The organism is Streptomyces yongxingensis (assembly GCF_055597465.1).
The window spans coordinates 3930868-3954387 of sequence record NZ_CM145717.1 but is presented as its reverse complement, the minus strand read 5'-3'; the positions used below and the strand labels follow the sequence as shown (position 1 = coordinate 3954387).

18 protein-coding genes are annotated in these 23520 nt (G+C 71.7%); 9 read left to right on the top strand and 9 right to left on the bottom strand.

Annotated elements, in window-relative coordinates; translation table 11 throughout:
- Positions 1 to 140: 140 nt before the first annotated feature.
- From ACZ6TD_RS16465 to ACZ6TD_RS16450, 4 genes are all read right to left on the bottom strand, one after another.
- Complete coding sequence (locus ACZ6TD_RS16465; RefSeq protein WP_471357785.1) at positions 141 to 1778, bottom strand: M4 family metallopeptidase; 1638 nt, start codon at positions 1776 to 1778, stop codon at positions 141 to 143.
- A 302-nt stretch (positions 1779 to 2080) separates the two neighbouring features.
- On the bottom strand, positions 2081 to 4321 hold the full coding sequence (locus ACZ6TD_RS16460) for a M4 family metallopeptidase (RefSeq protein ID WP_471357782.1): 2241 nt from the start codon (positions 4319 to 4321) through the stop codon (positions 2081 to 2083).
- A 562-nt stretch (positions 4322 to 4883) separates the two neighbouring features.
- Positions 4884 to 5615, bottom strand: coding sequence for a dipeptidase PepE (gene pepE / locus ACZ6TD_RS16455; protein WP_471354708.1), 732 nt, complete (start codon positions 5613 to 5615; stop codon positions 4884 to 4886).
- Between the two features lie 75 nt (positions 5616 to 5690).
- Positions 5691 to 6503, bottom strand: a complete 813-nt coding sequence (locus ACZ6TD_RS16450; protein WP_471354706.1) for an IclR family transcriptional regulator — start codon at positions 6501 to 6503, stop codon at positions 5691 to 5693.
- Between the two features lie 178 nt (positions 6504 to 6681).
- On the opposite strand from ACZ6TD_RS16450, the gene ACZ6TD_RS16445 reads away from it, so the two are divergent.
- The 4 genes from ACZ6TD_RS16445 (at position 6682) to ACZ6TD_RS16430 (ending at position 11000) form a co-directional block, all read left to right on the top strand.
- Positions 6682 to 7644 carry a DUF1177 domain-containing protein gene (locus ACZ6TD_RS16445; protein ID WP_470004866.1) on the top strand — a complete coding sequence of 321 codons (963 nt, stop codon included), beginning with the start codon at positions 6682 to 6684 and terminating at the stop codon, positions 7642 to 7644.
- Between the two features lie 36 nt (positions 7645 to 7680).
- On the top strand, positions 7681 to 9351 hold the full coding sequence (locus ACZ6TD_RS16440; protein ID WP_471354704.1) for an OPT/YSL family transporter: 1671 nt from the start codon (positions 7681 to 7683) through the stop codon (positions 9349 to 9351).
- A gap of 47 nt (positions 9352 to 9398) precedes the next feature.
- A complete protein-coding gene (locus ACZ6TD_RS16435) occupies positions 9399 to 10157 on the top strand; it encodes an AroM family protein (protein ID WP_471354702.1) in 759 nt (252 codons plus the stop codon).
- A 174-nt stretch (positions 10158 to 10331) separates the two neighbouring features.
- The gene (locus tag ACZ6TD_RS16430; RefSeq protein ID WP_471354700.1) at positions 10332 to 11000 is read left to right on the top strand and encodes an aspartate/glutamate racemase family protein; all 669 of its coding nucleotides are present in this window, start codon (positions 10332 to 10334) and stop codon (positions 10998 to 11000) included.
- A gap of 61 nt (positions 11001 to 11061) precedes the next feature.
- Here the strand turns inward: ACZ6TD_RS16430 and ACZ6TD_RS16425 are convergent, their stop codons facing one another.
- From ACZ6TD_RS16425 to glgX, 3 genes are read right to left on the bottom strand one after another with little or no spacing between them, the layout of a single operon-like run.
- Complete coding sequence (locus ACZ6TD_RS16425; RefSeq protein WP_471354698.1) at positions 11062 to 12933, bottom strand: ABC transporter ATP-binding protein; 1872 nt, start codon at positions 12931 to 12933, stop codon at positions 11062 to 11064.
- The gene (locus tag ACZ6TD_RS16420; RefSeq protein ID WP_471354696.1) at positions 12930 to 14771 is read right to left on the bottom strand and encodes an ABC transporter ATP-binding protein; all 1842 of its coding nucleotides are present in this window, start codon (positions 14769 to 14771) and stop codon (positions 12930 to 12932) included. The genes ACZ6TD_RS16425 and ACZ6TD_RS16420 overlap by 4 nt, the downstream gene beginning before the upstream one ends.
- 34 nt (positions 14772 to 14805) lie before the next feature.
- Positions 14806 to 17154: a glycogen debranching protein GlgX gene (gene glgX, locus ACZ6TD_RS16415; RefSeq protein WP_471354694.1), complete on the bottom strand. Its 2349-nt coding sequence runs from the start codon at positions 17152 to 17154 to the stop codon at positions 14806 to 14808.
- 325 nt (positions 17155 to 17479) lie between these two features.
- Between glgX and ACZ6TD_RS16410 the strand changes: the two genes are divergently transcribed.
- The 5 genes from ACZ6TD_RS16410 (at position 17480) to ACZ6TD_RS16390 (ending at position 21898) form a co-directional block, all read left to right on the top strand.
- On the top strand, positions 17480 to 18697 hold the full coding sequence (locus ACZ6TD_RS16410; protein WP_471354693.1) for a L,D-transpeptidase: 1218 nt from the start codon (positions 17480 to 17482) through the stop codon (positions 18695 to 18697).
- 125 nt (positions 18698 to 18822) lie between these two features.
- On the top strand, positions 18823 to 19590 hold the full coding sequence (locus tag ACZ6TD_RS16405) for an enoyl-CoA hydratase/isomerase family protein (RefSeq protein ID WP_470004874.1): 768 nt from the start codon (positions 18823 to 18825) through the stop codon (positions 19588 to 19590).
- Positions 19591 to 19892: 302 nt separating this feature from the next.
- Complete coding sequence (locus ACZ6TD_RS16400; protein ID WP_471354690.1) at positions 19893 to 20396, top strand: ATP-binding protein; 504 nt, start codon at positions 19893 to 19895, stop codon at positions 20394 to 20396.
- Between the two features lie 474 nt (positions 20397 to 20870).
- Entirely contained in the window at positions 20871 to 21515 is a 645-nt protein-coding gene (locus tag ACZ6TD_RS16395; protein WP_471354688.1) for an N-acetylmuramoyl-L-alanine amidase, read from the top strand.
- A 152-nt stretch (positions 21516 to 21667) separates the two neighbouring features.
- A complete protein-coding gene (locus tag ACZ6TD_RS16390) occupies positions 21668 to 21898 on the top strand; it encodes an EF-hand domain-containing protein (RefSeq protein ID WP_037960901.1) in 231 nt (76 codons plus the stop codon).
- A gap of 98 nt (positions 21899 to 21996) precedes the next feature.
- On the opposite strand, the gene ACZ6TD_RS16385 is transcribed toward ACZ6TD_RS16390, so the two are convergent.
- Both ACZ6TD_RS16385 and ACZ6TD_RS16380 read right to left on the bottom strand, forming a co-directional pair.
- Positions 21997 to 22305 (bottom strand): hypothetical protein, encoded by a 309-nt coding sequence (locus ACZ6TD_RS16385; protein ID WP_020868286.1) that lies wholly within the window; start codon positions 22303 to 22305, stop codon positions 21997 to 21999.
- 60 nt (positions 22306 to 22365) lie between these two features.
- Positions 22366 to 23007 carry a glycoside hydrolase family 25 protein gene (locus ACZ6TD_RS16380; RefSeq protein ID WP_471354686.1) on the bottom strand — a complete coding sequence of 214 codons (642 nt, stop codon included), beginning with the start codon at positions 23005 to 23007 and terminating at the stop codon, positions 22366 to 22368.
- Between the last annotated feature and the right edge of the window lie 513 nt (positions 23008 to 23520).

The window sequence follows — 23520 nt, the reverse complement described above, 5'->3', positions numbered from 1 at the left end:
TCTCCAGTTGTGATGGTGAGTTGGGCGAAGCTTCCGCCCAACGCGACAAAGATGTCGCTTTGCCGTGGATAAAACATACCGGTGCCCGGGGCCTAAGGCCCCGGGCACCGGCAGTGTGTCGTGCGGTAACCGCGCTGGTTTTACTTGACGTTGACCCCGGCCCAGGCGGCGTCCACGCCCTTGGACTCGGCGCTGTCGGCGCCGTAGAGGTCCGTGGCGGCCTTCAGCGTGGCCTCACGGGCGGCGTGGTAGTCGGTGTTGGAGGTCATGTACGTGGTCAGGGCCTTGTACCAGATCTTCTCGGCCTTGTCCCGCCCGATGCCCTCGACCTTGGAGCCGTCGGAGGTGGGGCTGTCGTACTTCACACCGTTGATCTCCTTCGCGCCGCTGCCCTCGGACAGCAGGTAGAAGAAGTGGTTGGCGACACCGGAGGAGTAGTGCACATCCAGGTCGCCGACGCCGTCGGACCAGGCGTCCGCGGACTGGCCGTCCTTGCTCGGCTTGTCCATGTAGCGCAGCGGGGTCCCGTCGCCGTTGATGTCGATCGCCTCGCCGATGAGGTAGTCACCGACGTCGGTGGTGTTCTTGACGTTGAACTCCACCGAGGTGCCGAAGATGTCGGAGGTGGCCTCGTTGAGGCCGCCCGACTCGCCGCTGTACTCCAGGCCCGCGGTCTTGGAGGTGACGCCGTGGCTCATCTCGTGGCCCGCCACGTCGAGCGCGGTCAGCGGGGCCTTGTTGCCCTGGCCGTCGCCGTAGGTCATGCAGAAGCAGCTGTCGTCCCAGAAGGCGTTGACGTAGGAGTCGCCGTAGTGCACGCGGGAGTAGGCGCCCTTGCCGTCGCCCGCGATGCCGTCGCGGCCGTGCACGTTCTTGTAGTAGTCCCAGGTGGCGGCGGCGCCGTAGTGGGCGTCGACGGCGGCGGTCTGGGGGTCGTCCGGCTTTCCGGTGCCCCAGTTGTCGTCGTCGTCGGTGAACGCCTTGCCCTCGCCGTCCTCCTTGTTCTCCAGGTTGGTGGTCTTGTGGCCGCCGCGGTCGGCGTCGGTCAGGGTGTAACCGCTGCCTTCCTTGCTGGTGCCGAGCTCGACCGAGCCGCTGTACTGGCTCTCGCCCTTGCCGGTCTCGATGCCCTGGTACTCGTAGAGCTTCTTGCCGGTGGCGGCGTCGGTGATGACGTGGAGCTGGTTCGGGGTGCCGTCCTTCTGCACCCCGCCGACGACGGTCTCGTAGGCGAGCACGGGCTTGCCGGTGGCGGCCCAGATCACCTTGCGCGGGGCCTGGTCGGCCGCCGCCTGCTTGGTGTCGTCGGCCTTGGCCAGCGTGACGGCCGACTTCGCCGCGGCGCTCGGGGCGATCCCGGCCGTGGTGGAGGCGACCTTGACGGTGGCCTTGGTGGCCTTGGTGACGCTTCGGACGTCACCGCCCTTGGCGCGGTGGACGATCAGGTCGCCACCGAGGACGGGCAGTCCGTCGTAGGTGCGGTCGTAGCGGGTGTGGGTGGTGCCGTCGGCGTCCTTGATGACGTCCTTGACGACCAGCTTCTCCTTGGCGCCGAGGCCGAGCGACGAGGCGGTGTCCGCCTTGGTCGCGTTGGCCTCGCGGAGCAGCTCGGCACGGGCCGAGGCGGTGAGCGCCGCGGGCTGGGCGCCGGACGCGGTGTCGGCCGGGGCGGCACCCGCGGTGCCGGCGGTCAGTCCGGAGGCGAGCAGGGCCGCCGCGGCGACGGCGGTACCGGCCGCGATGGCCGAACGCCGCTTGCTGGCAGGGGATATGGGCATGCTGAAGGTCTTGCGCACGCGATCTCCTCGTTGCTGTGGGGGGTCAGCGCCGGGCTGCGGGGAAGTGCGGCCCGGTGCTGAACAAGAGGTACTGATGCGTAATGCGTTGGGCAGACTGTCACACAAGTCCGGTACATGTCACGGGTTTCACGACAGGTCGAAGGGAAAATGTTCGTTGAATGCTGATCAACCTTCGGATTCCGGACAGGCGGGCGTAAGAGTCCTGAAGGAAAAGAGGCGCCGCCAGGGGGAGTCGGGTCGACCCCTGGCGGCGCCTGTCCGGCGGGAGCGTCAACGCTCCGTCAGAAGGTCAGCTTCCAGCTGTTGATGTAGCCGGTGTCCTGGGCGTACATGTCCTGGACCCGCAGCTTCCAGGTGCCGACCGCGGTCTCGGAGGAGGCGTCCACGGTGTACGTGGTCCGCACGTCGTCCGCCGAGTCGAAGAGGCTGCTGTCCTTGAGCCGGTAGGCCGTACCGTCCGGGGCGATCAGGTCGATCACCAGGTCGCCGCGGTAGGTGTGCACGATGTCCACCCCCACCTGGAGGTTGCTGGGGGCGTTGCCGGCCCGGCTCACCGAGATCGGCGAGGTGATCGGCTCGCCCGCGTCCGGGATGGCGATGTCCGCGGTGTTCTCGAAGACATTGCCGCCGCTGGTGTTCACCGTCCAGGTGAAGGACGCCGTACCGGTCTTGCCTGCCGAGTCGGTCACCGTGACGGTCACCGCGCTCGACCCGACCGTGGTCGGGGTGCCGGAGACCAGACCGGTGGAGGAGTCGATGGCCAGGCCCGCGGGGAGCCCGGTGGCCGCGTAGCTTAGCGCGCCCGGGTTGGAGCTGGTCGCGGTGATCTGGAGGCTGGTGGCCTGGTCGACGATGCTGGTCTGGTCGCCGGGCGGGGTGACGGTGACGCCGTCGGCGATCCGGGTGCCGACGTTGACCCCGGCCCAGGCGTTCGCCACCGCGTTGTACTGCGCGCTGGCCTGGCCGAACAGCTCGGCCGCCGCCCACAGCGTGGCGTCGCGGGCGCCCGCGTAGTTGGTGTTGGAGGTCATCCGCTGGCTCAGCGCCTTGAACCAGATCTTCTCCGCGTTGTCCCGCCCGATGCCGGTGACCGGGAGGTTGTCGTACGTCGGGCTGTTGTAGCTCACGCCGTTGATGACCTTGGCGCCGCTGCCCTCGGAGAGCAGGTAGAAGAAGTGGTTGGCGATGCCGGACGAGTAGTGGACGTCCACATTGCCGACACCGGAGTACCAGCTGTCCTTGGAGGCCCCGTCCTTGCTGGGCTTGTCCATGTAGCGCAGCGGGGTGCCGTTGCCGTTGATGTCGATCTTCTCGCCGACCAGGTAGTCGCCGGGGTCGCTCGCGTTGTTCGCGTAGAACTCGACGGCGGCGGCGAAGATGTCGGAGGTGCCCTCGTTGAGCCCGCCGGACTCACCGCTGTAGGTGAGGTTGGCGGTGGCCGCGGTGACGCCGTGGCTCATCTCGTGCGCGGCGACGTCGATGGAGGTCAGCGGCTTGGCGTTGCCCGAGCCGTCGCCGTAGGTCATGCAGAAGCAGGCGTCCTGCCAGAAGGCGTTGACGTAACCGCTGCTGTAGTGGACCCGGGAGTACGCGCCGACGCCGTCGCCCCGGATGCCGGTGCGGCCGTGCACGTTCTTGTAGTAGTCCCAGGTCTCGGCGGCGCCGTAGTGCGCGTCCACCCCGGCGGTCGCGGCGTCGGAGGTGGTGCCGTTGCCCCAGACGTCGTCGGCGTCGGTGAAGAGCGTGCCGGTGCCCGAGGTGGAGCGGTTGAGGTTGTACGTCTTGTGGTTGCCGCGCCCTGAGTCGGTGAGGTTGTACGAGCCCGCGCTGCCCGAGGTGCCGAGGGCCACCTGGCCGCTGTACTGGCTGTTCCCGGTGCCCTTCTTGACGCCCTGGAACTCGAACAGCTTCTTGCCGGTGGCCGCGTCGGTGATGACGTGCAGCTCGTTCGGGGTGCCGTCCTCCTGGAGGCCGCCGACGACCGTCTCGTAGGCGAGGGTCGGGGTGCCCTTCGCGGCCCAGATCACCTTGCGGGGCGCCCGGTCGGCCGCGGTCTTCCGCGAGCCCTGCGCGTTCGCCGCCTTCACGGCGGCCTTCTCGGCGGTGGCGGGTGCGACGGCGGCGCTGGTGGTCGGGACGGTCAGCCGGGCCTTGGTGGCCTTGGCGACGGTCAGCGGCGCGCCGCTCTTCGCCCGGTCGACGACCAAGTCGCCGCCGAGGACGGGGAGTCCGGCGTAGGTGCGCTCGTAGCGGGTGTGCGTCGTGCCGTCGGCGTCCTTGATGACGTCCTTGACGACCAGCTTCTCCTTGGCCCCGAGCCCCAGGTCCTCGGCGGCCTCGCCCTTGGCGGCATCCGCCTCGCGGATCAGCTCGGCGCGCTGGGCGGGGGACAGCTTGACGGGGAGGGCGCCGCGGTCGGGGGCGCCGGAGATCGTGCGGGCGGCGGGGCGGTTGGCGGCGTTCGCGGCGGAGTCGTCCGGGCGGGCGGCGGCGGTGCCGCTCTGGAAGCCGACGCCGATCATCGCCGCCGCGACGACCAGCGCACCGGTCGCGATGGCCCGGTTGCCCGGGGTGCGACCGGATCTGCGGCTACTGGGTCTGAGGTGCCGTTGGGGGAGGGATCTCACGCTGACTCCTTCTGCGCTGGCCGCGCGGTGGCACGGCCGGGACGACCGGGCGGCTGGGTCGCCGTCCGGGCAGGGCAGGGCAGAGCGGGGTGCTACCCCGGCGTTACCGAGTGCGCCCGGCCGCGGACGAACGACTGGGCGCGGCCGCGGTGCGACCGGGGGTGTGAGGGGCTTTGGCGTCAGGCGCGGCTACGGGGTGGGGGAAGCGCTGCGCCTCGGCCGAGGGAAGAGTGCCATCAATGGACTCGACCTGTCAGGATCGCGACAAAAACTTGTCCGGAAAGCGTCCGTTGACAGGTGTGCCGTGTTCATATGGCGGTGATTTACGGTCAATTTCGGTAAGGGGCGCTGTCGGTGGCGTTTCCCGGCATCGCCCGCCATGTCCCGCCCACCCCGGCCATGTCCCGCCCCCCGGCCATGTCCCACCCCCCGAACCCGGTGGACCCGATCCCCGCCGTCAGCGCGCGGCGGAGTCGAAGCGCGGCTCCTCGCGCAGCAGGGCGCTCAGATCGGCGCCGGGGCGCAGCTCCGCCGGGCCCTCACCCCGGCGGAAGAGGATCGCTCCGGCGTCGATGCCGCCCAGGGTCAGCCGGTCCGCGTCCCGGCGCAGCCAGGTGCCCTCGCGCAGGCCCAGCACGGGGACGTCGTTCTCCTCGAGGAACTGCTCGAGCCGCTGGGCCCGGGTCTCGCCCATGTGGGCGGTGTCCGGTTTGGCGTCGAGGTAGTGCGGGTTGATCTGGAACGGCAGCAGGCCCAGCGCCTCGAAGGTGGGCGGCTGGACGATGGGCATGTCGTTGGTGGTGCGCAGGGTCGGGCAGGCCATGTTGGTGCCCGCGCTGGAGCCCATGTAGAGCGCGCCCGCCGCCACCCGCTCCCGGATCGCCCGGACCAGATCGCGCTCGTGCAACGCCTTGAGCAGCCGGAAGCTGTTGCCGCCGCCGACGAACACGGCCTGCGCCCCGCGCACAAGACCGGCCGGGTCGTCCGCGGTGTGCGCACCGGTGACCTCCACGCCCAGCGGCTCCAGGGCCGAGGCCACCTGGGCGGTGTAGCCGTCGTGGTCGGCCAGCGCGTACGGCACGAAGACGAGCCGGCGCGCGCCGTCCAGCGCCGAGGCGATCTCCTCCCGCGCGTGTTCCAGATAGCCACGGCCGGGCGCGGCGGAGTTCGACAGCAGCAGCAACTGCATGAGGGGGCCTTTCCGAGAGGGGGTCACAAGGGGAGGCGCGGAACGCCGGGCGGCTCAGTGCCGACGCGGCGCCGTTCAGCGCCGCTCGCGCTGCGGCGCGCGCCGCGGCCGGGCGGGCGTCAGCGCCCTGCCCAGATCGGCGGCGCCCTGCAGCAGCGGCGCCACCAGGTGCTCCCGGCGCGGGCGCAGCACGTCGGGGGTGGCGGCCAGGGTCAGGGTGCCCACCGGACGTCTGCCCACCAGAACCGGCGCCGCGAGCGCCGCGGTGTCCGGATCGTACTCGCCCTCGGAGTAGGCGTAGCCCTCGCGCCGCACCTCGGAGAAGCGCTCCTCGAGCCGCACCGGATCGGTCAGGGTGTGCTCGCTGAAGCGCGCCATCGGGCGGCCGTACAGCAGCACGGCCCGGTCACCGGCCGGGAGCATACCGAAGTAGGCGCGGGAGGTGGCCCCGGCGTGCGCCGGGTACAGCTCGCCCGCCAGCACGTAGTAGCGCAGCGGGCCGGTGGCCCCGTCCACCGCCGCGACGCAGCGCATGTGCACCCCGTCCGGCACCGCGAACAGCGCGTTCACCCCGACCGCCCCGGCCAGCGCCTCCAGGGTGGGCCGGGCCAGGCTGGCCATGCCGCCGCCCCGCTCCCACACCCAGGACAGATGCCACACCGCCGGGCCCAGCCGGTAGCGGCGTGAGCGCTTGTCGGAGACCAGGAAGCCCCGGTAGGCGAGCGCGGCCAGCAGCCGCTGGGCCACCGACTTGTCCAGCCCGAACTCCTCGGCGATCTCGGTGACGCCCCACTCCGGGCGGTCCCGGTCGAAGGACAGCAGCACATTCAGCACGCGGTCCGCGGTCTGGAGTGGTGGGGTGCCGGTTACGGGTGTCTGTTCGGCCATGACGAAAGAGTAAACGTTCTCGGATATAGAGAAAACATTGCGCACTGCGCGACACCGGGCGGACCCTGGCCAGGCCGGTGCCCGGTGGCAGTGCCCGCCCCGCGCACCGCTTCCCCGCTCGTGTCCGGTCGGGCCATCGGCGTCACCGACCGCATCACCCCGCCGTGAGAGGCCAGCCGTGCTCAAACACGTCCTTGACATCATCGAACTCCTCGACCGTCCGCAGACCAGCGGCGCCCTTCTCGCCGACCATCTGCGCGCGGTCCAGGCCGCGGCCGGAGCCGACCCCCAGACGGCGCCCGCGATCGAGGTACGCACCGTCGAGGGCGACAAGGGCAGCACGGATTTCGTCTCCGTCACCGTCCCCGGCCGTCGCGGCAAGCTGGCCGGCGGCGCCGCCCCGACCCTGGGCATCCTCGGCCGGCTCGGCGGAGTCGGCGCCCGCCCGGAGCGGATCGGGCTGGTCTCGGACGCCGACGGGGCGGTCGCCGCGCTGTCCGCCGCGGCCAAGCTGCTGGACATGCACGCCCGCGGCGACGTCCTGGACGGCGACGTCACGCTCTCCACCCACGTCTCCGGCTGGGCCCCCACCCAGCCGCACGACCCGGTGCCCTTCATGGACTCCCCGGTGGACACCCTGGTGTGCAACCGCGAGGAGATCTCGCCCGCGATGGACGCGGTCGTCTCCATCGACACCACCAAGGGCAACCGGCTGCTCAACCACCGCGGCGTCGCCCTGTCGCCCACGGTCTGCCAGGGCTGGATCCTGCGGGTCAGCGAGGATCTGGTGTCCGTCCTGGAGAGCGTGACCGGCGAGTCGGCGCACATCCTGCCGATCACCACCCAGGACATCACCCCGTACGGCAACGGGGTGCACCACCTGAACTCCATCCTCCAGCCCGCCGTGGCCACCACCGCCCCCGTCGTCGGCCTCGCGATCACGGCGGGCACGGCGGTGGCCGGATGCGCCACCGGCGCCAGCCACGAGACCGACATCGCCGTCGCGGCCCGGTTCGCCGTCGAGACCGCCAAGGAGTTCGGACGCGGTGTCGCCCGCTTCCTGGACGCCGAGGAGTTCGCGCGCCTGGTCGAGCTGTACGGACCCATGACCCACCTCCAGGCCCTCACCCCGGCGGGGTGACCGACCCGTCCCCACCCGGACCCCGCAGGAGTCCCCATGAACCCGAACCCCCAGGCCACCGCCGCGGCCGCGGACGCCCCACCGCGGTCGCACCCCAGAGCCTTCGAACCGATCACCCTCGTCCTGACCATCGTGCTGTCGGTCCTCGGCGCCCTGATCGGCATCGTGCTGATCACCACGCTCGGGGTGTCGCCCAACACGGCGGTGATCGGCGCCCTGGTGGCGATGCTCATCGGCCGCATCCCGGTGGGCGTGCTGACCCGGATGCGCTCCCAGCACCGGCAGAACCTGGTGCAGTCGGCGATCTCCGGCTCCACCTTCGCCGCGGCCAACTCCCTGCTCACCCCGATCGCGGTGCCGTTCGCCCTCGGGCGTAACGACCTGGTGTGGCCCATGCTCGGCGGGGCCGTCATCGGCCTGGCGGTCGACAGCTGGGTGCTGTACCGGGTGTTCGACTCCAAGCTGCTGCCCGCCACCGGCTCCTGGCCGGCCGGTATCGCGGCGGCCGAGACCATCAAGGCCGGGGACACCGGCGGGCGCAAGGCCGCGATCCTGGGCGTGGGCGCCCTGGTCGGCTTCGTCGGCGCGCTGTTCAAGCTGCCGACCAGCGCCGCGGGTGTGGGCTTCCTGGGCAACATCTGGGCGCTCGCCATGTTCGGCATCGGGCTGACCGTGGGGCAGTACGCCCCCGACTTCGGCTTCGACCTGGGCGCACACCATGTGCCGCACGGGCTGATGATCGGCGCCGGGCTGGTCGCCCTGACCCAGGCGCTGCTGCTGATGCGGACGCGGAAGGGCGGGCCGGACCGGGCCGAGGGGACCGGCCCGGCCCAGGACGCCGACGGTGGTCGTACGGTCCAGGCCCCCCAGCTGCGGCGGGGACTGCTGGAGGGCATGGGCCTCTTCCTCTGCGGCGCGGTCGTGGTCGCGACCGCGGGCGGCGTGGTCGGTGGGCTCTCCCTGCCCGCCCTGGTGGGCTGGGTGCTGCTGGCCGGTGTCGCCGCCATCGTCCACCAGCTCATCGTGGGGCTGGCGGCGATGCACTCCGGCTGGTTCCCGGCCTTCGCCGTCACCCTGATCTTCCTGATCATCGGCCTGGTGCTGCACATCCCGACCGTGCCGCTCGCCCTGCTGGTCGGCTACACGGCCTCCACCGGCCCCGCCTTCGCCGACCTCGGCTACGACTTCAAGGCGGGCTGGCTGCTGCGGCGGGACGCCGCACCCTGGCGGCCCTTCGAGATCGAGGGGCGGCGCCAGCAGTACCTCGCCCAGCTCGTCGGCTTCGGGGTCGCGCTGGTGGTCGTCGCCGTCGCCTGGAAGACCTTCTTCTCCGACGGCAAGGTGCCGCCGGTCGCCGAGGTCTACGTCACCACCATCAAGACCGGCCTCGAGCCCGGCACCATGACCACCATGCTGCTGTGGGCGATCCCCGGCGCGCTGGTCCAGCTCATCGGCGGGCCCTCCCGGCAGATGGGCGTCCTGCTGGCCACCGGCCTTCTGGTGGCCACGCCCCAAGCCGGATGGATGGTCCTCGGCGCCCTGGTGATCCGCCAGCTCTACACCGTGTGGCGGCGGCGCGGGATCGCCGATCCGCGGGCGCGCAAGGAGTCCGACGAGCAGGCCGAGAACGACCTGTCGCTGGTCGGCGCGGGGCTCGTGGCCGGAAGCTCCCTCAATGACGTCGGCCAGCTCACCAAGGCGCTGTGACGAAGGCCCGGTGAACGGTCCTTTGAACAGTTCTGTGAGGTAAGGACATGCACGCTGTGGACACCACGGACACCGTGGACCGCGACCACCCCGCGGGCGGCCCGGCCCTGGGCCTCGTCACCATCGGCCAGGCCCCGCGCGCCGACCTCCGCCCGGACGCCGAACCGCTGCTGCCCGGGGTGCGCCTGGTCGAGCACGGCGCGCTCGACGCCGACCGGTTCGACGGTGACGCCGAGGCCGCGACCCGCCAACTGCTGGCCCCCGAGCACGGCGAGGCACCGCTGGTCTCCCGGCTGCGCGACGGCCGTTCGGTGCTGCTCGGGCACGGGGCGATCGTCCCGCGCATCGCGGACGCGGTCGCCCGCGCGGAGCGGGACGGCGCCGCCGCGACGCTGCTGCTGTGCACCGGCCGCTTCCCGGCGGTACGGGCCCGACGGCCCCTGCTGTTCGCCGAACCGCTGGTGCAGCAGGCCGTCGCCGCGGCCGTGGGCACCGACCCCGTGGGCATCGTCTGCCCGCATCCGGACCAGGCGGAGGACGTCTCCCGGCGCTGGGCGGAGCTGCTGCCCGGCCGGGTCGAGGCCGCGGCCGCCGATCCGTACGGCCCCGCCGAGCGCGTCCTGGACGACGTGGCCGCCGCCGCGCGCGGCCTCGCCGAGCGCGGCAGCTCCTGGCTCGTCCTGGACTGCATCGGCTACACCGAGCGGATGCGCACCGCCGCCCTGCGGGCCGCGGGCCGCCCCGTCCTGCTGGCGCGCGCCATCGCCGTCCGGATGGCGGCGGAGGTGGTGGCGGCCTCGGCGTGAGGGATGCGCGGCGCCTGCCGCGTTCCCCCAATCGCACCCTCGGCGTCAGGGATGCGCGGCGCCTGCCGCGTACTCCTCTCGCGCCCTCGGCGTGACCGGTGCGCGGCGCCTCCGCGCACCCTCCGCCCGGCCCCTTCGTTCGACCCGATGTGCCTCGCCCACCGGAGGTCCACCATGTCCGTGCCCCCGTCCGAAGCCCCGGTCCGGCCCATCGGGGTGATCCGCGTCCTCACCGGCGAGGACCCCGCCGCCGTCGCTACCCACGGCACGGCCATCGAGGAGCGCTACGGTCTGCCGACCGTCTCGCGGTGCATCCCCGAGCAGCCTTACGGCATCCATGACGACGACTCCGAGACCCGCGCCGAACCCAAGATCGTGGCGCTCGCCCAGGAGTTGGCCGATGCGGGGGCGCAGGCGCTGATCATCAGCTGCGCCGCCGATCCGGCGCTCCAGGAGACGCGTCGGGCCGTCCGCGTCCCCGTCATCGGCGCGGGGTCGGCGGCCGCCGCCGTGGCCCTGGGCCTCGGCCGCCGGGTCGGGGTGCTGGGCATCCGGGACGAGGCACCGCCCGCCGTACGCGCCCTGCTCGGCGACCGCTTCACCGCTTCCGCCCGCCCCCACGGCGTCCACCGCACCACCGACCTGCTCGCCCCGGAGGGGCCCGCGGCGGTGCTGGAGGCCGCGGCCGGGCTCGTCGCGTCGGGCGCGGACACGCTGCTCCTCGCCTGTACGGGCCTGAACACCATCGGCATCCGGCCCTTGCTGGAGCGGCGGCTGGGCGTCCCGGTCGTGGACCCGGTGCTCGCCGCCGGGCTGCTGGCCTCGTACGCGTACGGGGCCTGAGCAGCCGTCCACGGATTGCCGGGAGCCGTCAACGGATTGCCGGTCCGCACCCGGCCCCGCCTCACACCAAGCTGTCCCGCCACGCCTGGTGCAGCGCCGCGAACCGGCCCTCGCCCGCGATCAGCCGGTCCGGCGGGCCGTCCTCGACGATCCGGCCGTCGGCCATGACCAGCACCCGGTCGGCCGTCTCGACGGTCGACAGCCGGTGGGCGATGACGACCGCCGTACGGCCGCGCAGCACCGTGTCCATGGCGCGCTGCACCGCCCGCTCGCCCGGGATGTCGAGGGAGGAGGTGGCCTCGTCGAGGATGAGGACGGACGGATCGGCGAGCAGCGCGCGGGCGAACGCCACCAGTTGGCGCTGACCGGCGGAGATCCGGCCGCCGCGCTTGCGCACATCCGTGTCGTAGCCGTCGGGCAGGGCGGCGATGAAGTCGTGTGCGCCGATCGCCTTGGCCGCCTGCTCGATCTCGGCGCGGGTGGCGTCGGGGCGGCCGATGGTGATGTTGTCGGCGATCGTGCCGGAGAACAGGAACGCCTCCTGCGTCACCATGACCACTCCGCGCCGCAGTTCGGGCATGGCCAGATCGCGCAGATCCACCCCGTCGAGCAGCACCCGGCCGTCGCTGGGGTCGTAGAAGCGGGCCAGCAGCTTGGCCAGGGTGGACTTGCCCGCGCCGGTGGCCCCCACCACCGCGACCGTCTGCCCGGCGGGCAGCGTGAGGTCGAAGCGGGGCAGCACCTCGCCGCCGGTGCGATAGGCGAAGCGCACCCCGTCGAAGACCACCTCCCGGCCGGGGGCCTTCGTCGGGCGCGGCGGCAGCGGCTTGGGGTCGGCGGGCTCGGGGACGGAGGGGCGCTGGGCCAGCAGGCCCGCGATCTTCTCCAGCGAGGCGGCCGCCGACTGGTAGGAGTTGAGGAACATCCCCAGCCGGTCGATCGGGTCGTACAGCCTGCGCAGATACAGCGCGGCCGCGGCGAGCACCCCGAGCGCGAGCGAACCGGAGGCCACCCGGTAGGCGCCCCAGAGCACGATGGCGGCCACCGCCGCGTTGGCCACCAGCCGGGAGCTCACCACATAGCGGGCCATCTCCAGGATCGCGTCCCCGTTGGCGCGCTCATGGCGGTGGTTCTGCTCGCCGAAGCGCGCGTCATTGGCGCGCTCGCGGCGGAACGCCTGCACGGGACGGATGCCGTTCATGGTCTCGGTGAACGTCACGATCACCGCCGCGATGGCCGTCGACCGCTTGCGGTACACCCGCATGGAGCGGCGCCGGAAGGAGCGGATCAGCAGATACAGCGGCCAGAACGAGAGCACGGCCGCCCCGCCGAGCCCCCAGTCGAGATACAGCAGCGTGAGGGAGATGTAGACCACCGACAGCGCGACTCCGAGCAGCTCCTCCAGGCCCTCGATGAGCAGCTCGCGCAGCGATTCGACGTCCGTCGTGGCGCGGGAGATCAGCCGGCCGGAGGTGTAGCGCTCGTGGAAGTCCACGCTCAGCGCCTGGGCATGACGGAAGATCCGGCCGCGCAGATCCAGCAGCACGTCCTGGCTGATCCGGGCGGAGGCGCGGATGAACGCGTACTGCAGTGCCCCGGAGGCGAGCGCACAGCCCAGATAGCCCGCGCCGACGGCGATCAGCGGGCCGTGGCCGCCGTCGCGGAGGGCGGGCACGGCGCGGTCGATGGCGTACGCCACGAGCAGCGGACCCGCCTGGACGGCGGCCTGCTGGAGCAGCAGCAGGACGGTCGCCAGCCACACCCGCCGCCGGCGCGGGGAGAGCAGCGAACGCAGCAGGGCCAGCGACGCGCCCTTGGGCACGGGCAGGACATCGCGGTCGAACGGGTCGTCGGACGACGCCGCCCGGCCCCCGTCCCCGTCCTTGTCGTCCCAGCCGTCCGTGCTCTCCCGCTCCTCCTCGACCGTGGTCATGGGCTTCTCTCCCCCTCCTCGGCTTCCTGCCCGGACATCAGCGAGCGGTACTCCGCGCTCTCCCGCAGCAGCCGCTGATGGGTGCCGACGGCGGTGATCCGGCCCCCCGACAGCAGCGCGACCCGGTCGGCGAGCAGCACGGTGGACGGCCGGTGGGCGACGACCAGCGCGGTCGTGGCCGCCAGCACCTGCCGCAGCGCCGCCTCCACCAGCGCCTCGGTGTGCACGTCGAGGGCGGACAGCGGATCGTCGAGCACCAGGAACCGTGGGCTGCCCACGACGGCCCGCGCCAGCGCGAGCCGCTGCCGCTGACCGCCGGACAGGCTGAGCCCCTGCTCGCCGACCTCGGTGTCGGTGCCCTCCGGCAGGGCGTGCACGAAGTCGGCCTGCGCCACCTTCAGGGCCCGCAGCAGCTCCTCCCGGCCCGCGTCGGCGGCGCCCATGAGGACGTTCTCCCCGACGGTGGCGGAGAACAGCGTGGGCTCCTCGAACGCGACGGCCACCAGGGAGCGCAGCTCCTCCCGGGTCAGAGCGGTGATGTCCCGGCCGTCGAGGGTGATCCGCCCGCGCGTGATCTCCTGCAGCCGGGGGACGAGAGCGGTAAGGGTGGTCTTCCCGGAGCCGGTCGCCCCGACCAGCGCCATGGTCTCGCCGGGCCGGATGTGGAGATCGACCCCGCGCAGCACGGGCGGCTCTTCCGGTGGCGCGTCCGCGTAGGCGAATTCCACCCCCTCGAACCGGAGCCCGCCCTCGCCCTCTTGCTCCTGGCCGCCCTCGCCGCGCTCCCGCGCGGGCGCGGCCCGAAGCCGGTCGGCGGCCGTGGCCGGTTCCGCGTCCATGACGTCGAAATAGCGGTCGGTGGCCGTGGCCGCGTCCTGGCTCATCGCGAGGAGGAAGCCCAGGGACTCCACCGGCCAGCGCAGCGTCAGGGCGGTGGAGAGGAAGGCGACCAGCGTGCCCGCCGACAGGTCCCCGTCGGCCACCCGCACCGTGCCGAGCACCAGCGCCGCGCCGATCGCCAGCTCCGGCAGGGTCATGATCAGCGCCCAGAGCGTGGCCAGCAGCCGCGCCTTGTGCAGCTCGGTGGAGCGGACCTGCTCGGACAGGGCGCGGAAGGCGCGGGCCTGGCTGCGGTGGCGGCCGAAGCCCTTGACGATCCGGACGCCCAGCACGCCCTCCTCCACGACCGTCGTCAGGTCGCCGGTCTGGTCCTGCACGGTGCGGGCCACCGTCGAGTACCGCGTCTCGAACAGCGAGCACAGGATCACCAGCGGCACCGCCGGGATCACCAGGACCAGGCCCAGCGTCCACTCCTGGGACAGCAGAATGGCGAACCCGGCCAGGATGGTGACCCCGTTGACCACCAGGAAGGTGAGCGGGAAGGCCAGGAACATCCGCAGCAGCATCAGATCGGTCGTGGCCCGCGACAGGAGCTGGCCCGAGGCCCAGCGGTCGTGGAAGGAGACCGGCAGCCGCTGCAGATGGCGGTAGAGATCGGCGCGCATCGCGGCCTCGACGGACGCCAGCGGCCGCCCCACCAGCCAGCGCCGCAGCCCGAACAGCCCCGCCTCGGCCGTACCGAGGGCGAGCAGCAGCGCACCGCCCAGCCAGACCCCGCCCGGGTCCCGGTGGGCCACCGGCCCGTCCACCATCCACTTGAGCACCAGCGGGATGACCAGCCCCAGACAGGAGGCGACGACCGCCACCCCGGCCGCGCCGAACAGCCGCACCCGCACCGGGCGCACATATGGCCACAGCCGCAGCAGCGAACGCGTGGCGGAGCGGTGCCGCGGGGCGGCACCGCCTTCCTGGGCGCGGGGTTCACTCGTCACAGCCATCAGTGGGGAGACTACGGTCCGCCACTGACAGTGCTCACTCGGTTTTTTGGCGTAGGTCCACGGAGGTGAGGGCGCGCAGCAGCAGGACCGAGCGTTCCGGAAGCTCGATGGGCGCGCCCGCCGCGAGGAGTGTGCCCGGGGGCGCGTCCTGCTCCTCGCGGGCGGTGTCCAGCAGGAGCTCGTACCCCCGGGCCCAGGGCCGCCCGGGCAGGGTGAAGGTGACCGGCCGCGGGCCCGCGTGCAGCAGCGCCAGGAAGCTGTCGTCGGTGACCGGGGCGCCGCGCGGATCGCGCTGGGGCAGCTCGCGGCCCGACAGATAGGCCCCGAGGGCGGTCGTGGGCGCGTACCAGTCGGATTCGGTCATCTCGGTGCCGTGCGGGGTGAACCACGCCAGGTCGCGCAGCCCCTCCGGGGGCCGGGCCAGACCGGAGAAGAAGGCCGGGCGGCGCAGCACCGGATGGGCCCGGCGCAGCCGTATCAGCCGGGCGGTGAGCTCGGTGAGGGCGCGCCAGCCGGGGTCCTCCAGCAGCGACCAGTCCAGCCAGCCGGTCTCGTTGTCCTGGCAGTACGCGTTGTTGTTGCCGCCCTGGGTGCGGCCCAGCTCATCGCCCGCTACCAGCATCGGCACCCCGGTGGACAGCAGCAGGGTGGCCAGCAGATTGCGCAACTGGCGGCGGCGCAGCGCGCGGATGCCGGGATCGCCGGTCTCGCCCTCGGCGCCGCAGTTCCAGGCGCGGTTGTCGGGGGAGCCGTCGCGATTGCCCTCCCCGTTGGCCTCGTTGTGCTTGCGCTCGTACGAGACGAGATCGCGCAGGGTGAAGCCGTCGTGCGCGGTGATGAAGTTGACCGAGGCGTACGGGCGGCGGCCGCCGCGTTCGTACAGATCGCTGGAGCCGGAGAGCCGGTAGCCCAGATCGCGGGCGTCGGGCAGCGCCCCGCGCCAGAAGTCCCTTACCGCGTCGCGGTAGCGGTCGTTCCACTCCGCCCACAGCGGAGGGAAGGCGCCCACCTGATAGCCGCCGGAGCCCACGTCCCACGGCTCCGCGATCAGCTTGACCCGGCGCAGCACCGGATCCTGCGCGACCACGGCCAGGAAGGGGGAGAGCATGTCCACGCCGTGCGCGGCGCGGGCGAGCGCGCTGGCCAGGTCGAAGCGGAAGCCGTCCACGCCCATCTCGGTGACCCAGTAGCGCAGCGAGTCGGTGACCAGCCGCAGCACCTGGGGCTGGAGGACGTTCAGGGTGTTGCCGCAGCCGGTGAAGTCGGCGTAGCGGCGCGGGTCCTGCTGCAGCCGGTAGTAGCCGCGGTTGTCCACACCGCGCAGTGAGAGGGTGGGGCCCAGCTCATTGGCCTCGGCTGTGTGGTTGTAGACGACGTCGAGGATCACCTCGATCCCGGCGGCGTGCAGGGCCCGGACCATCCGCCGGAACTCCCCGACCTGCTGGCCCCGGGTGCCGCCGGCCGCGTATCCGGCGTGCGGCGCGAAGTAGCCGATGGAGTTGTAGCCCCAGTAGTCGCGCAATCCCCGGCGCAGCAGATGGTCCTCATGGGCGAACTGATGCACCGGCAGCAGCTCCACCGCCGTCACCCCGAGCCGGGTCAGATGCTCGATCGCCGCCGGATGCGCCAGTCCCGCGTAGGTGCCGCGCAGCTCGGGAGGCACCCCGGGGTGGCGCATGGTGAAGCCCCGCACATGGAGCTCGTAGATCACCGACTCGGCCCAGGGCGTCTTGGGCCGCCGGTCCTCGGTCCACTCGTCGGGCGCGCCGTCCGCCGTGTGGTCGCCGACGACCACGCCCTTGGGGACGTACGGGGCGGAGTCGCGGTCGTCCCGTACGGTGTCCGCCACATGCTGCTGCGGCCAGTCCCGCACATGCCCGTAGACCTCCGCGGGCAGCGCGAAGTCCCCGTCCACGGCGCGGGCGTAGGGATCCAGCAGCAGCTTCGCCGGATTCCAGCGGGCGCCGGTCCAGGGGTCCCAGCGGCCGTGCACGCGGTAGCCGTAGCGGCGGCCGGGCAGCACTCCGGGGACGAAGCCGTGCCAGACCTCATGGGTGAGCTCGGTGAGCGGACAGCGGAGCTCATGGCCGTCGTCGTCGAACAGACACAGTTCGACGGCCTCGGCACCGCCCGCCCACAGCGCGAAGTTGGTCCCCCACGCCCCGTCCGGCCCCCGGCAGGGGCGGGCGCCGAGCGGCTCCGGGCTGCCCGGCAGGACGGCGGGGCCCGTCGCGGGGGCGGTGGACCGGTCGCGGCGCGACGCGACGGCCGGGGGACGGTGGCCGACGGGGTGCCCCACCGCCGTCGCCGAGGGGTGCGCGGGGGTGCCGTCCCGCGTCTCCCGCTGGGCTGCACGCGTCTCCTGCTCGGCTGCGCTGGACACATCGGCCTCCGCGGCTCGCGGCCAACCGCCTCCGCCCCGTGGGAGGGAGGCGGGCAGCACCTCATGGCGGGCGGCGGGCCCGCGGTGTCCCGTACCGCACGGCCCGGCCCGCGCCCTCCCACCTGTTCTGCCCGCAATCCCGCCGACTCGCACGTTTTCCGGTACGGCCACCGGCCGATCACCTCAGGACCCCTCCGGCCCGGGACTGAAACGTGACCCTCGTGGGGAGTCCACTGTCGGCGGCGTGTGATTACCTATCGCCAGGCGCGCCTGCGCGTGATCAGGGGTTGCCGCGGGGCGCGGCCCTGGGGAGGGGAGAGCTGTTGTGACGGTGCGGCGGATACCGGGGGCGGTGCGGGGCGGCCGTAAGGGGCTTCTCGCGCTGCTGCTCGGGGTGTTGCTGATGGCGGTGGCCGCGTGCGGCGGCGGCTCCGACGGCGGTGAGAAGGGCAAGGACGGCAAGGGCGACCGGCCCAGGACCTCCCGGGCCGTGGTGACCATCGCGCCGAAGGACGGCGCCAAGGGTGTGGACACCAGCGGCGCGCTGAAGGTCACCTCGGCGAAGGGCACCCTGTCCTCGGTCAAGGTCAAGGACGCGAAGGGCACCGCGGTCGAGGGGAAGATCGCCGAGAACGGGACGAGCTGGCGGCCCGACGCCCATCTCCGCTCGGACACCACCTACACCGTGGACGCGGTCGCCAAGGACGCGCACGGCCTGACCACGACCAAGCACGCCACGTTCACCACCCTCCGGCCCAAGAACACCTTCCTGGGTATCTACACCCCGGAGGACGGCTCCACGGTCGGCGTCGGCATGCCGGTCTCGCTCCACTTCACCCGCGGCATCACCCACCCGGCGGACGTGGAGAAGGGGATAAAGGTCAGCGCCTCGCCGTCGGTGCCGATCGAGGGCCACTGGTTCGGCAACGACCGGCTGGACTTCCGGCCCGAGGAGTACTGGAAGCCCGGCACCAAGGTGACGCTCCGCATGGACCTCGACGGGATCGAGGGCAGGCCGGGGGTGTACGGCGAGCAGCGGAAGTCCGTGACGTTCACCATCGGCCGCAGCCAGATCTCCGTCGTCGACGCCAAGTCCAAGAAGATGACGGTCAAGCGGGACGGCAAGACCATCAAGACCATCCCCATCACCTCCGGCGCGCCCGGCCACGAGACCTACAACGGCAAGATGGTGATCAGCGAGAAGCATCCGGTGACCCGGATGGACGGCGCCACGGTCGGCTTCGACGGGGAGTACGACATCAAGGACGTGCCGCATGCGATGCGCCTGTCGACCTCCGGCACCTTCATCCACGGCAACTACTGGGCGGGGCGGGCCACGTTCGGTTCGTCCAATGTCAGCCACGGCTGTGTGGGCCTGTTCGACCAGCGCGGGGGAGGGGACTCTTCCACCCCGGCGTCCTGGTTCTTCCGGAAGTCGATCATCGGCGATGTGGTCATCGTGAAGAACTCCGACGACGCGACCATCCAGCCGGACAACGGGCTCAACGGCTGGAACATGTCCTGGGAGAAGTGGAAGGCATGACCTCGGCCGGTGTCCGGGCGCCCCGTCGGGGGCGTCCCGGCGCCGTCCCGGCATCCGCCGGCGTCCCTCCCCGGCACCCGCCCCCGGCCCTCCGCTCCCGTGTTAGCGGGCGCTAACCTGCGCTCATGACTGTGAACCTCGAGGTTGCCGACGGCGTTGCCACCTTCCGCCTTGACCGCCCCCCGATGAACGCGCTCGACATCGCCACCCAGGACCGGCTGCGGGAGCTCGCGGCCGAGGTGACCCGCCGCGACGACGTGCGCGCCGTGGTCATCTGGGGCGGTGAGAAGGTGTTCGCGGCCGGCGCGGACATCAAGGAGATGCGGGAGATGGACCACGCCGCGATGGTGACCCGCTCCGGTGACCTGCAGGAGTCCTTCACCGCCGTGGCCCGGATCCCCAAGCCCGTGGTCGCCGCCGTCACCGGCTACGCCCTCGGCGGCGGCTGCGAGCTGGCGCTGTGCGCCGACTTCCGGATCGCCGCGGAGAACGCCAAGCTCGGCCAGCCCGAGATCCTGCTCGGCCTGATCCCGGGCGCGGGCGGCACCCAGCGGCTGGCCCGGCTGGTCGGCCCGGCCAAGGCCAAGGACCTCATCTTCACGGGCCGTCAGGTCAAGGCCGACGAGGCGCTCGCCATCGGCCTGGTGGACCGGGTCGTACCGGCCGAGGAGGTCTATGAGCAGGCCCACGCCTGGGCGGCGAAGCTGGCCAAGGGTCCGGCGATCGCGCTGCGCGCGGCCAAGGAGTCCGTGGACCGGGGGCTGGAGACGGACCTCGACAGCGGTCTCGCCATCGAACGGAACTGGTTCGCCGGGCTGTTCGCCACGGAGGACCGGGAGATCGGGATGCGCAGCTTTGTCGAGGACGGGCCGGGCAAGGCCACGTTCCGCTGACACCCGACCGGTTCCGATCGCCTCGGCCGCGGCTTGTGAGGCCACTCCGGCCGAGGTGGCGGAGCCGCGTATGCCCCGTGCGAGCGAATTTTCTTCGCCAACGGTCGGCCCTCGCCCGACCCGGTCCGGTACGCTGGGTGATCACGCGTACGCGCGGTGACATCGCTGGTCAGATGGGGTGGCGCGGTTTCCCCAACTGCCCTTGGCATATGTCGGATCGGATTTATGGAGCCTGGGGCTCCGGCGTTCGGAATCCCATGGTTCCGCCCCGGATGGCCTTTTGGGCGGCCATGATGGGGGGCATGGCGGGCTTGGAGGGAATGGAGCAGCCGCAGCAGCGCACTGGTACGGCTGCGGTGCGGGGGGTGCCGTCCGTCGAGGACGACCTGGCCCTCAGAGCGCTTGACCTCTTCGGGAACCCCGCGGCCGAGGAGGTGCGGCTGCCCTCCCGCCCCGAGTCCGCGGGGACCGCCCGCCGGATGGCCGAATTCGTGGTGGCGCGGGACTGGGGGCTGGGCCTTCAGCTCGCCGAGCACACGGTGCTGCTGGTCTCCGAGCTCGTCGGCAACGCCGTACGGCACACCGGCGCCCGCACCTTCGGGCTGCGGATGCTGCGGCGGCGCGGCTGGATCCGGGTCGAGGTCCGCGACCCCTCCCGGGGGCTGCCGTGTCTGATGCCGGTGGGGGAACTCGACACCAGCGGACGCGGGCTGATGCTGGTCGACCAGCTCTCCCAGCGGTGGGGGGTCGATCTGCTGCCGTGCGGCAAGACGACCTGGTTCGAAATGCGCGTGGCCGAAAACTGACCGGACGTACGCCGGTACGGGCCTCGTGCGGAGCGTGAAAGAGCATGAAAGAGCGTGAAAGGGGCCTCCGTGTCGTCGCGCGCCGACGGCACGGAGGCCCCTTCCGTCCCCGGCCATGGCGCGAAAGGGGTGTTCGCCATGGCATTCGGGGGAAGCGACCTCGCTCGGGTCAATGGGGGTCGCGGCCCCGACTATCGCAGAGACGGTGGATCGGTTCCAAGCCAATCCACGGTGAGGTGTAACACTTGCCTTGTTAATGGCGGGTAGAGCGGCAAATTTCCTTCGTTGTCGACCTGCTTCTTTCGAAACTCCAGTGGTCCAGACCGTGACACGAAATCTTTCTTTGCCCGGCGGTTCTTGGCATGGCCCTGCCGAGGACTCACCATGGAACCGCGCTACGCGCGTCACACCCCACGCCTCACACCCCCACGCGTCACCCCCTTTGTCCCCGCTACGACATTCGGGAGACCCCCCATGGAAGCGCACGGCCGCACCCCCACCCGGCGCACCCTGCTCCGCTCGGGCGCCTATCTCGCCACCGCCACCACCGGACTCGCCGCCACCGCCGCGACGGCCACCACCGCCCACGCCGACGGCAGACGCCGCCGCGCGGCCGCCTATCCCCCCACCCACTGGATCCCCGCCTCCACCTCCAACTACCGCGTCTCCAGCCGCCCGACCTCGTATCCGATCGACTTCGTCGTCATCCATGTGACGCAGGAGACCTTCCCGGACGCGATGAAGATCTTCCAGGACCCGGCCAAGCAGGTGTCCACGCACTACATGGTCGCCTCGGCCGACGGTTACATCGGGCAGTTCGTCCGGGAGAAGGACGTCGCCTGGCACGCGGGCAACAAGGACTACAACAACCGCAGCATCGGCATCGAGCACGAGGGCTGGGTGGACGACCCCAAGTGGTTCACGGACGAGATGTACGCCTCGTCCGCCGCCCTGACCGCGGCCGTCTGCGACCGCTACGGCATCCCCAAGAACCGCGACCACATCATCGGCCATGTGGAGGTCCCCGGTACCGACCACACCGACCCCGGCCCGCTGTGGGACTGGGACCGCTATATGAGGCTGGTCAACGGAGGGAGCCGGGTACACCGCGGAGTCTGAGGCCGCGCACCGCGGCGTGCGCGGCGTACGCCACGTACGCGACGTACGCCGCGAACCGAATGCCGAGCGCGCCGTGACACGGCCGGGGCGAACCGGCCACCCCCGACCGCTAATCTGTGCGGGTCAGGAAACGCACGGAAGGGGCGGAACAGGTGGCGGACATCGAGGCGGCGCGCAAGGCGTTCGAGCGGTATGACCTCAACGGTGACGGCCAGATCACCGCGGCCGAGTACAAGAGCGTGATGGCGCAGCTGGGGGACCCGTATGTCACGGAGCCCGTCGCCCAGGCCGTCATCAACGCCCACGACTCCAACGGTGACGGGCTGCTCACCTTCGACGAGTTCTGGGCGGCCCAGAACAAGAGCGGCGAGAAGACCGCCTGAGACGGGCCGGAAGCGGACCCGCTGAGCAGGCCGAAGACCGGCTGAGCAGGCCGAAGACCGGCGACACGGGCCGTACGGACGGCGGTGCGGCCGGCGCGTCAGCGCCAGCCGCGCCGCTGTGCGCCGGCCCGCCGTCTGCGGTCGTTGCACAGCAGACACCGGCCGTAGCCGGGCGGCAGCGGGTCGTCCGGATCCCCGTACAGCGGATCGACGGCCCCGCGCGGATGCTCCGGGCAGCCCGTGGAACCGTGCTCGGCGGTCAGCGATCCCGCCGCGGCGAGCGCCCGGCGCAGGGCATCGGTGAGCAGCTCGGTCTCCGGCCCGGAGGGTGCGGCGTCCAGCGAGAAGGCGATGTCCGACGCGGTGGTGAGCGCGCTGCGGAGTTCGCGCAGGTCTGCGTAACTCATACCGGGCAGCGTAGGCGCCCCCACCGACAACGCCCCGAGGGGCCCGGGGCCGGGGCCCGGTCAGGCCCCGTTCTCCACGTCCTCCACGTTCTCCGCCGTGTGGACGTCCGCCACGTCCTCCGTCTCCTCATCCGCGGTGAGCGCCGCCCGGCTGGGGTCGGCCCATGCCTGGAGCGCGGACTTGCTGGAGAAGTTCGCCACGTCCTTGTCCAGCGGGCGATCGGTGTACTGGTGGATCCGCCACTTCGCCTTGATGCGCGGCTTGCCCGCCGTCACGTAGTCCGCTATCCACAGGCCGTCCCCGGCGTACGACGTGGTGTCGTGGTTGAGCCAGAAGTTCCGGTTGCAGTAGAGCATCACCCGGTGCGTGGGCCGGAGCTTCTTGACCTCGCGGATGAACCGGTCCTTCTCGGCGTTGCTGGCGCGGGTGCCGGAACCGGTGGTCTCCCAGTCCACGGCGAGCAGATCGTGCTTCTGGGACGCGCACTTCTCGACGAAGTAGCGCGCCTGTGCCGCGATGTTGCCCGGCCACAGGAAGTGGTAGAAACCGACGACGCATCCCGCCTTGCGCGCCCGGGACGCCTGTGCGGCCTGTTTCGGGTTGATGTACGACCGGCCTTCGGTGGCCTTGATGAAGACGAAGGCCAGTCCGTCCGCGTCGAACGTGGACTGGTGCGAACTCACGTCGATGCCGTGCAGCATGGCGCCTACCTCGGGTCAAGAACGGGTGAATACACGGGTGTTATTCCCCCTCTCGTAGGCAGGACCCTACTGGGACGGGATCTCGATCCGCAGCCGTTCGGTGCCACACAAGGAGAGACGGGCAGGAGGAGAAGCGGACCCGAGGGTTTGGCCATCCCCCGGGCCCTGTGATGCCGCCCAACTGCGCACGCCCGCCCGGATGGGTACGGGTCAGTCTGATGTCGTCGTGTTCTTCCGTTGAACTACCGCTCCACGAAGCGGGGCGGGCCGGATTCGAACCGGCATCCGACGACCAAGCCCGTGCCCGGTCGGTGAGGCGATCGGCGGCGAATGCTGAGGCTGGAGCGAGAATCTGAGATTGAACGCGTGCCACGGGCGCACGGTCCGCTCGAAGACCGGGGGCTGAACCCGGCTACCTCCTGGGACGGACCGTCCCCTCTCGTGACCAAGTGCTCGAAGGAGGTGGTCAAAACCTCCCAACGCAACCGCGTGCATCACGACGAGCTTCAGTAT

Excerpts from the sequence above, each read along its gene's own strand:
- ACZ6TD_RS16465 (WP_471357785.1), bottom strand. The coding sequence starts at position 1,778 with ATGCCCATATCCCCTGCCAGCAAGCGGCGTTCGGCCATCGCGGCCGGT.
- ACZ6TD_RS16460 (WP_471357782.1), bottom strand. The coding sequence starts at position 4,321 with ATGATCGGCGTCGGCTTCCAGAGCGGCACCGCCGCCGCCCGCCCGGAC.
- pepE (WP_471354708.1), bottom strand. The coding sequence starts at position 5,615 with ATGCAGTTGCTGCTGCTGTCGAACTCCGCCGCGCCCGGCCGTGGCTAT.
- ACZ6TD_RS16450 (WP_471354706.1), bottom strand. The coding sequence starts at position 6,503 with ATGGCCGAACAGACACCCGTAACCGGCACCCCACCACTCCAGACCGCG.
- ACZ6TD_RS16440 (WP_471354704.1), top strand. The coding sequence starts at position 7,681 with ATGAACCCGAACCCCCAGGCCACCGCCGCGGCCGCGGACGCCCCACCG.
- ACZ6TD_RS16435 (WP_471354702.1), top strand. The coding sequence starts at position 9,399 with ATGCACGCTGTGGACACCACGGACACCGTGGACCGCGACCACCCCGCG.
- ACZ6TD_RS16430 (WP_471354700.1), top strand. The coding sequence starts at position 10,332 with ATGTCCGTGCCCCCGTCCGAAGCCCCGGTCCGGCCCATCGGGGTGATC.
- ACZ6TD_RS16425 (WP_471354698.1), bottom strand. The coding sequence starts at position 12,933 with ATGACCACGGTCGAGGAGGAGCGGGAGAGCACGGACGGCTGGGACGAC.
- ACZ6TD_RS16420 (WP_471354696.1), bottom strand. The coding sequence starts at position 14,771 with ATGGCTGTGACGAGTGAACCCCGCGCCCAGGAAGGCGGTGCCGCCCCG.
- ACZ6TD_RS16405 (WP_470004874.1), top strand. The coding sequence starts at position 18,823 with ATGACTGTGAACCTCGAGGTTGCCGACGGCGTTGCCACCTTCCGCCTT.
- ACZ6TD_RS16400 (WP_471354690.1), top strand. The coding sequence starts at position 19,893 with ATGGCGGGCTTGGAGGGAATGGAGCAGCCGCAGCAGCGCACTGGTACG.
- ACZ6TD_RS16395 (WP_471354688.1), top strand. The coding sequence starts at position 20,871 with ATGGAAGCGCACGGCCGCACCCCCACCCGGCGCACCCTGCTCCGCTCG.
- ACZ6TD_RS16385 (WP_020868286.1), bottom strand. The coding sequence starts at position 22,305 with ATGAGTTACGCAGACCTGCGCGAACTCCGCAGCGCGCTCACCACCGCG.
- ACZ6TD_RS16380 (WP_471354686.1), bottom strand. The coding sequence starts at position 23,007 with ATGCTGCACGGCATCGACGTGAGTTCGCACCAGTCCACGTTCGACGCG.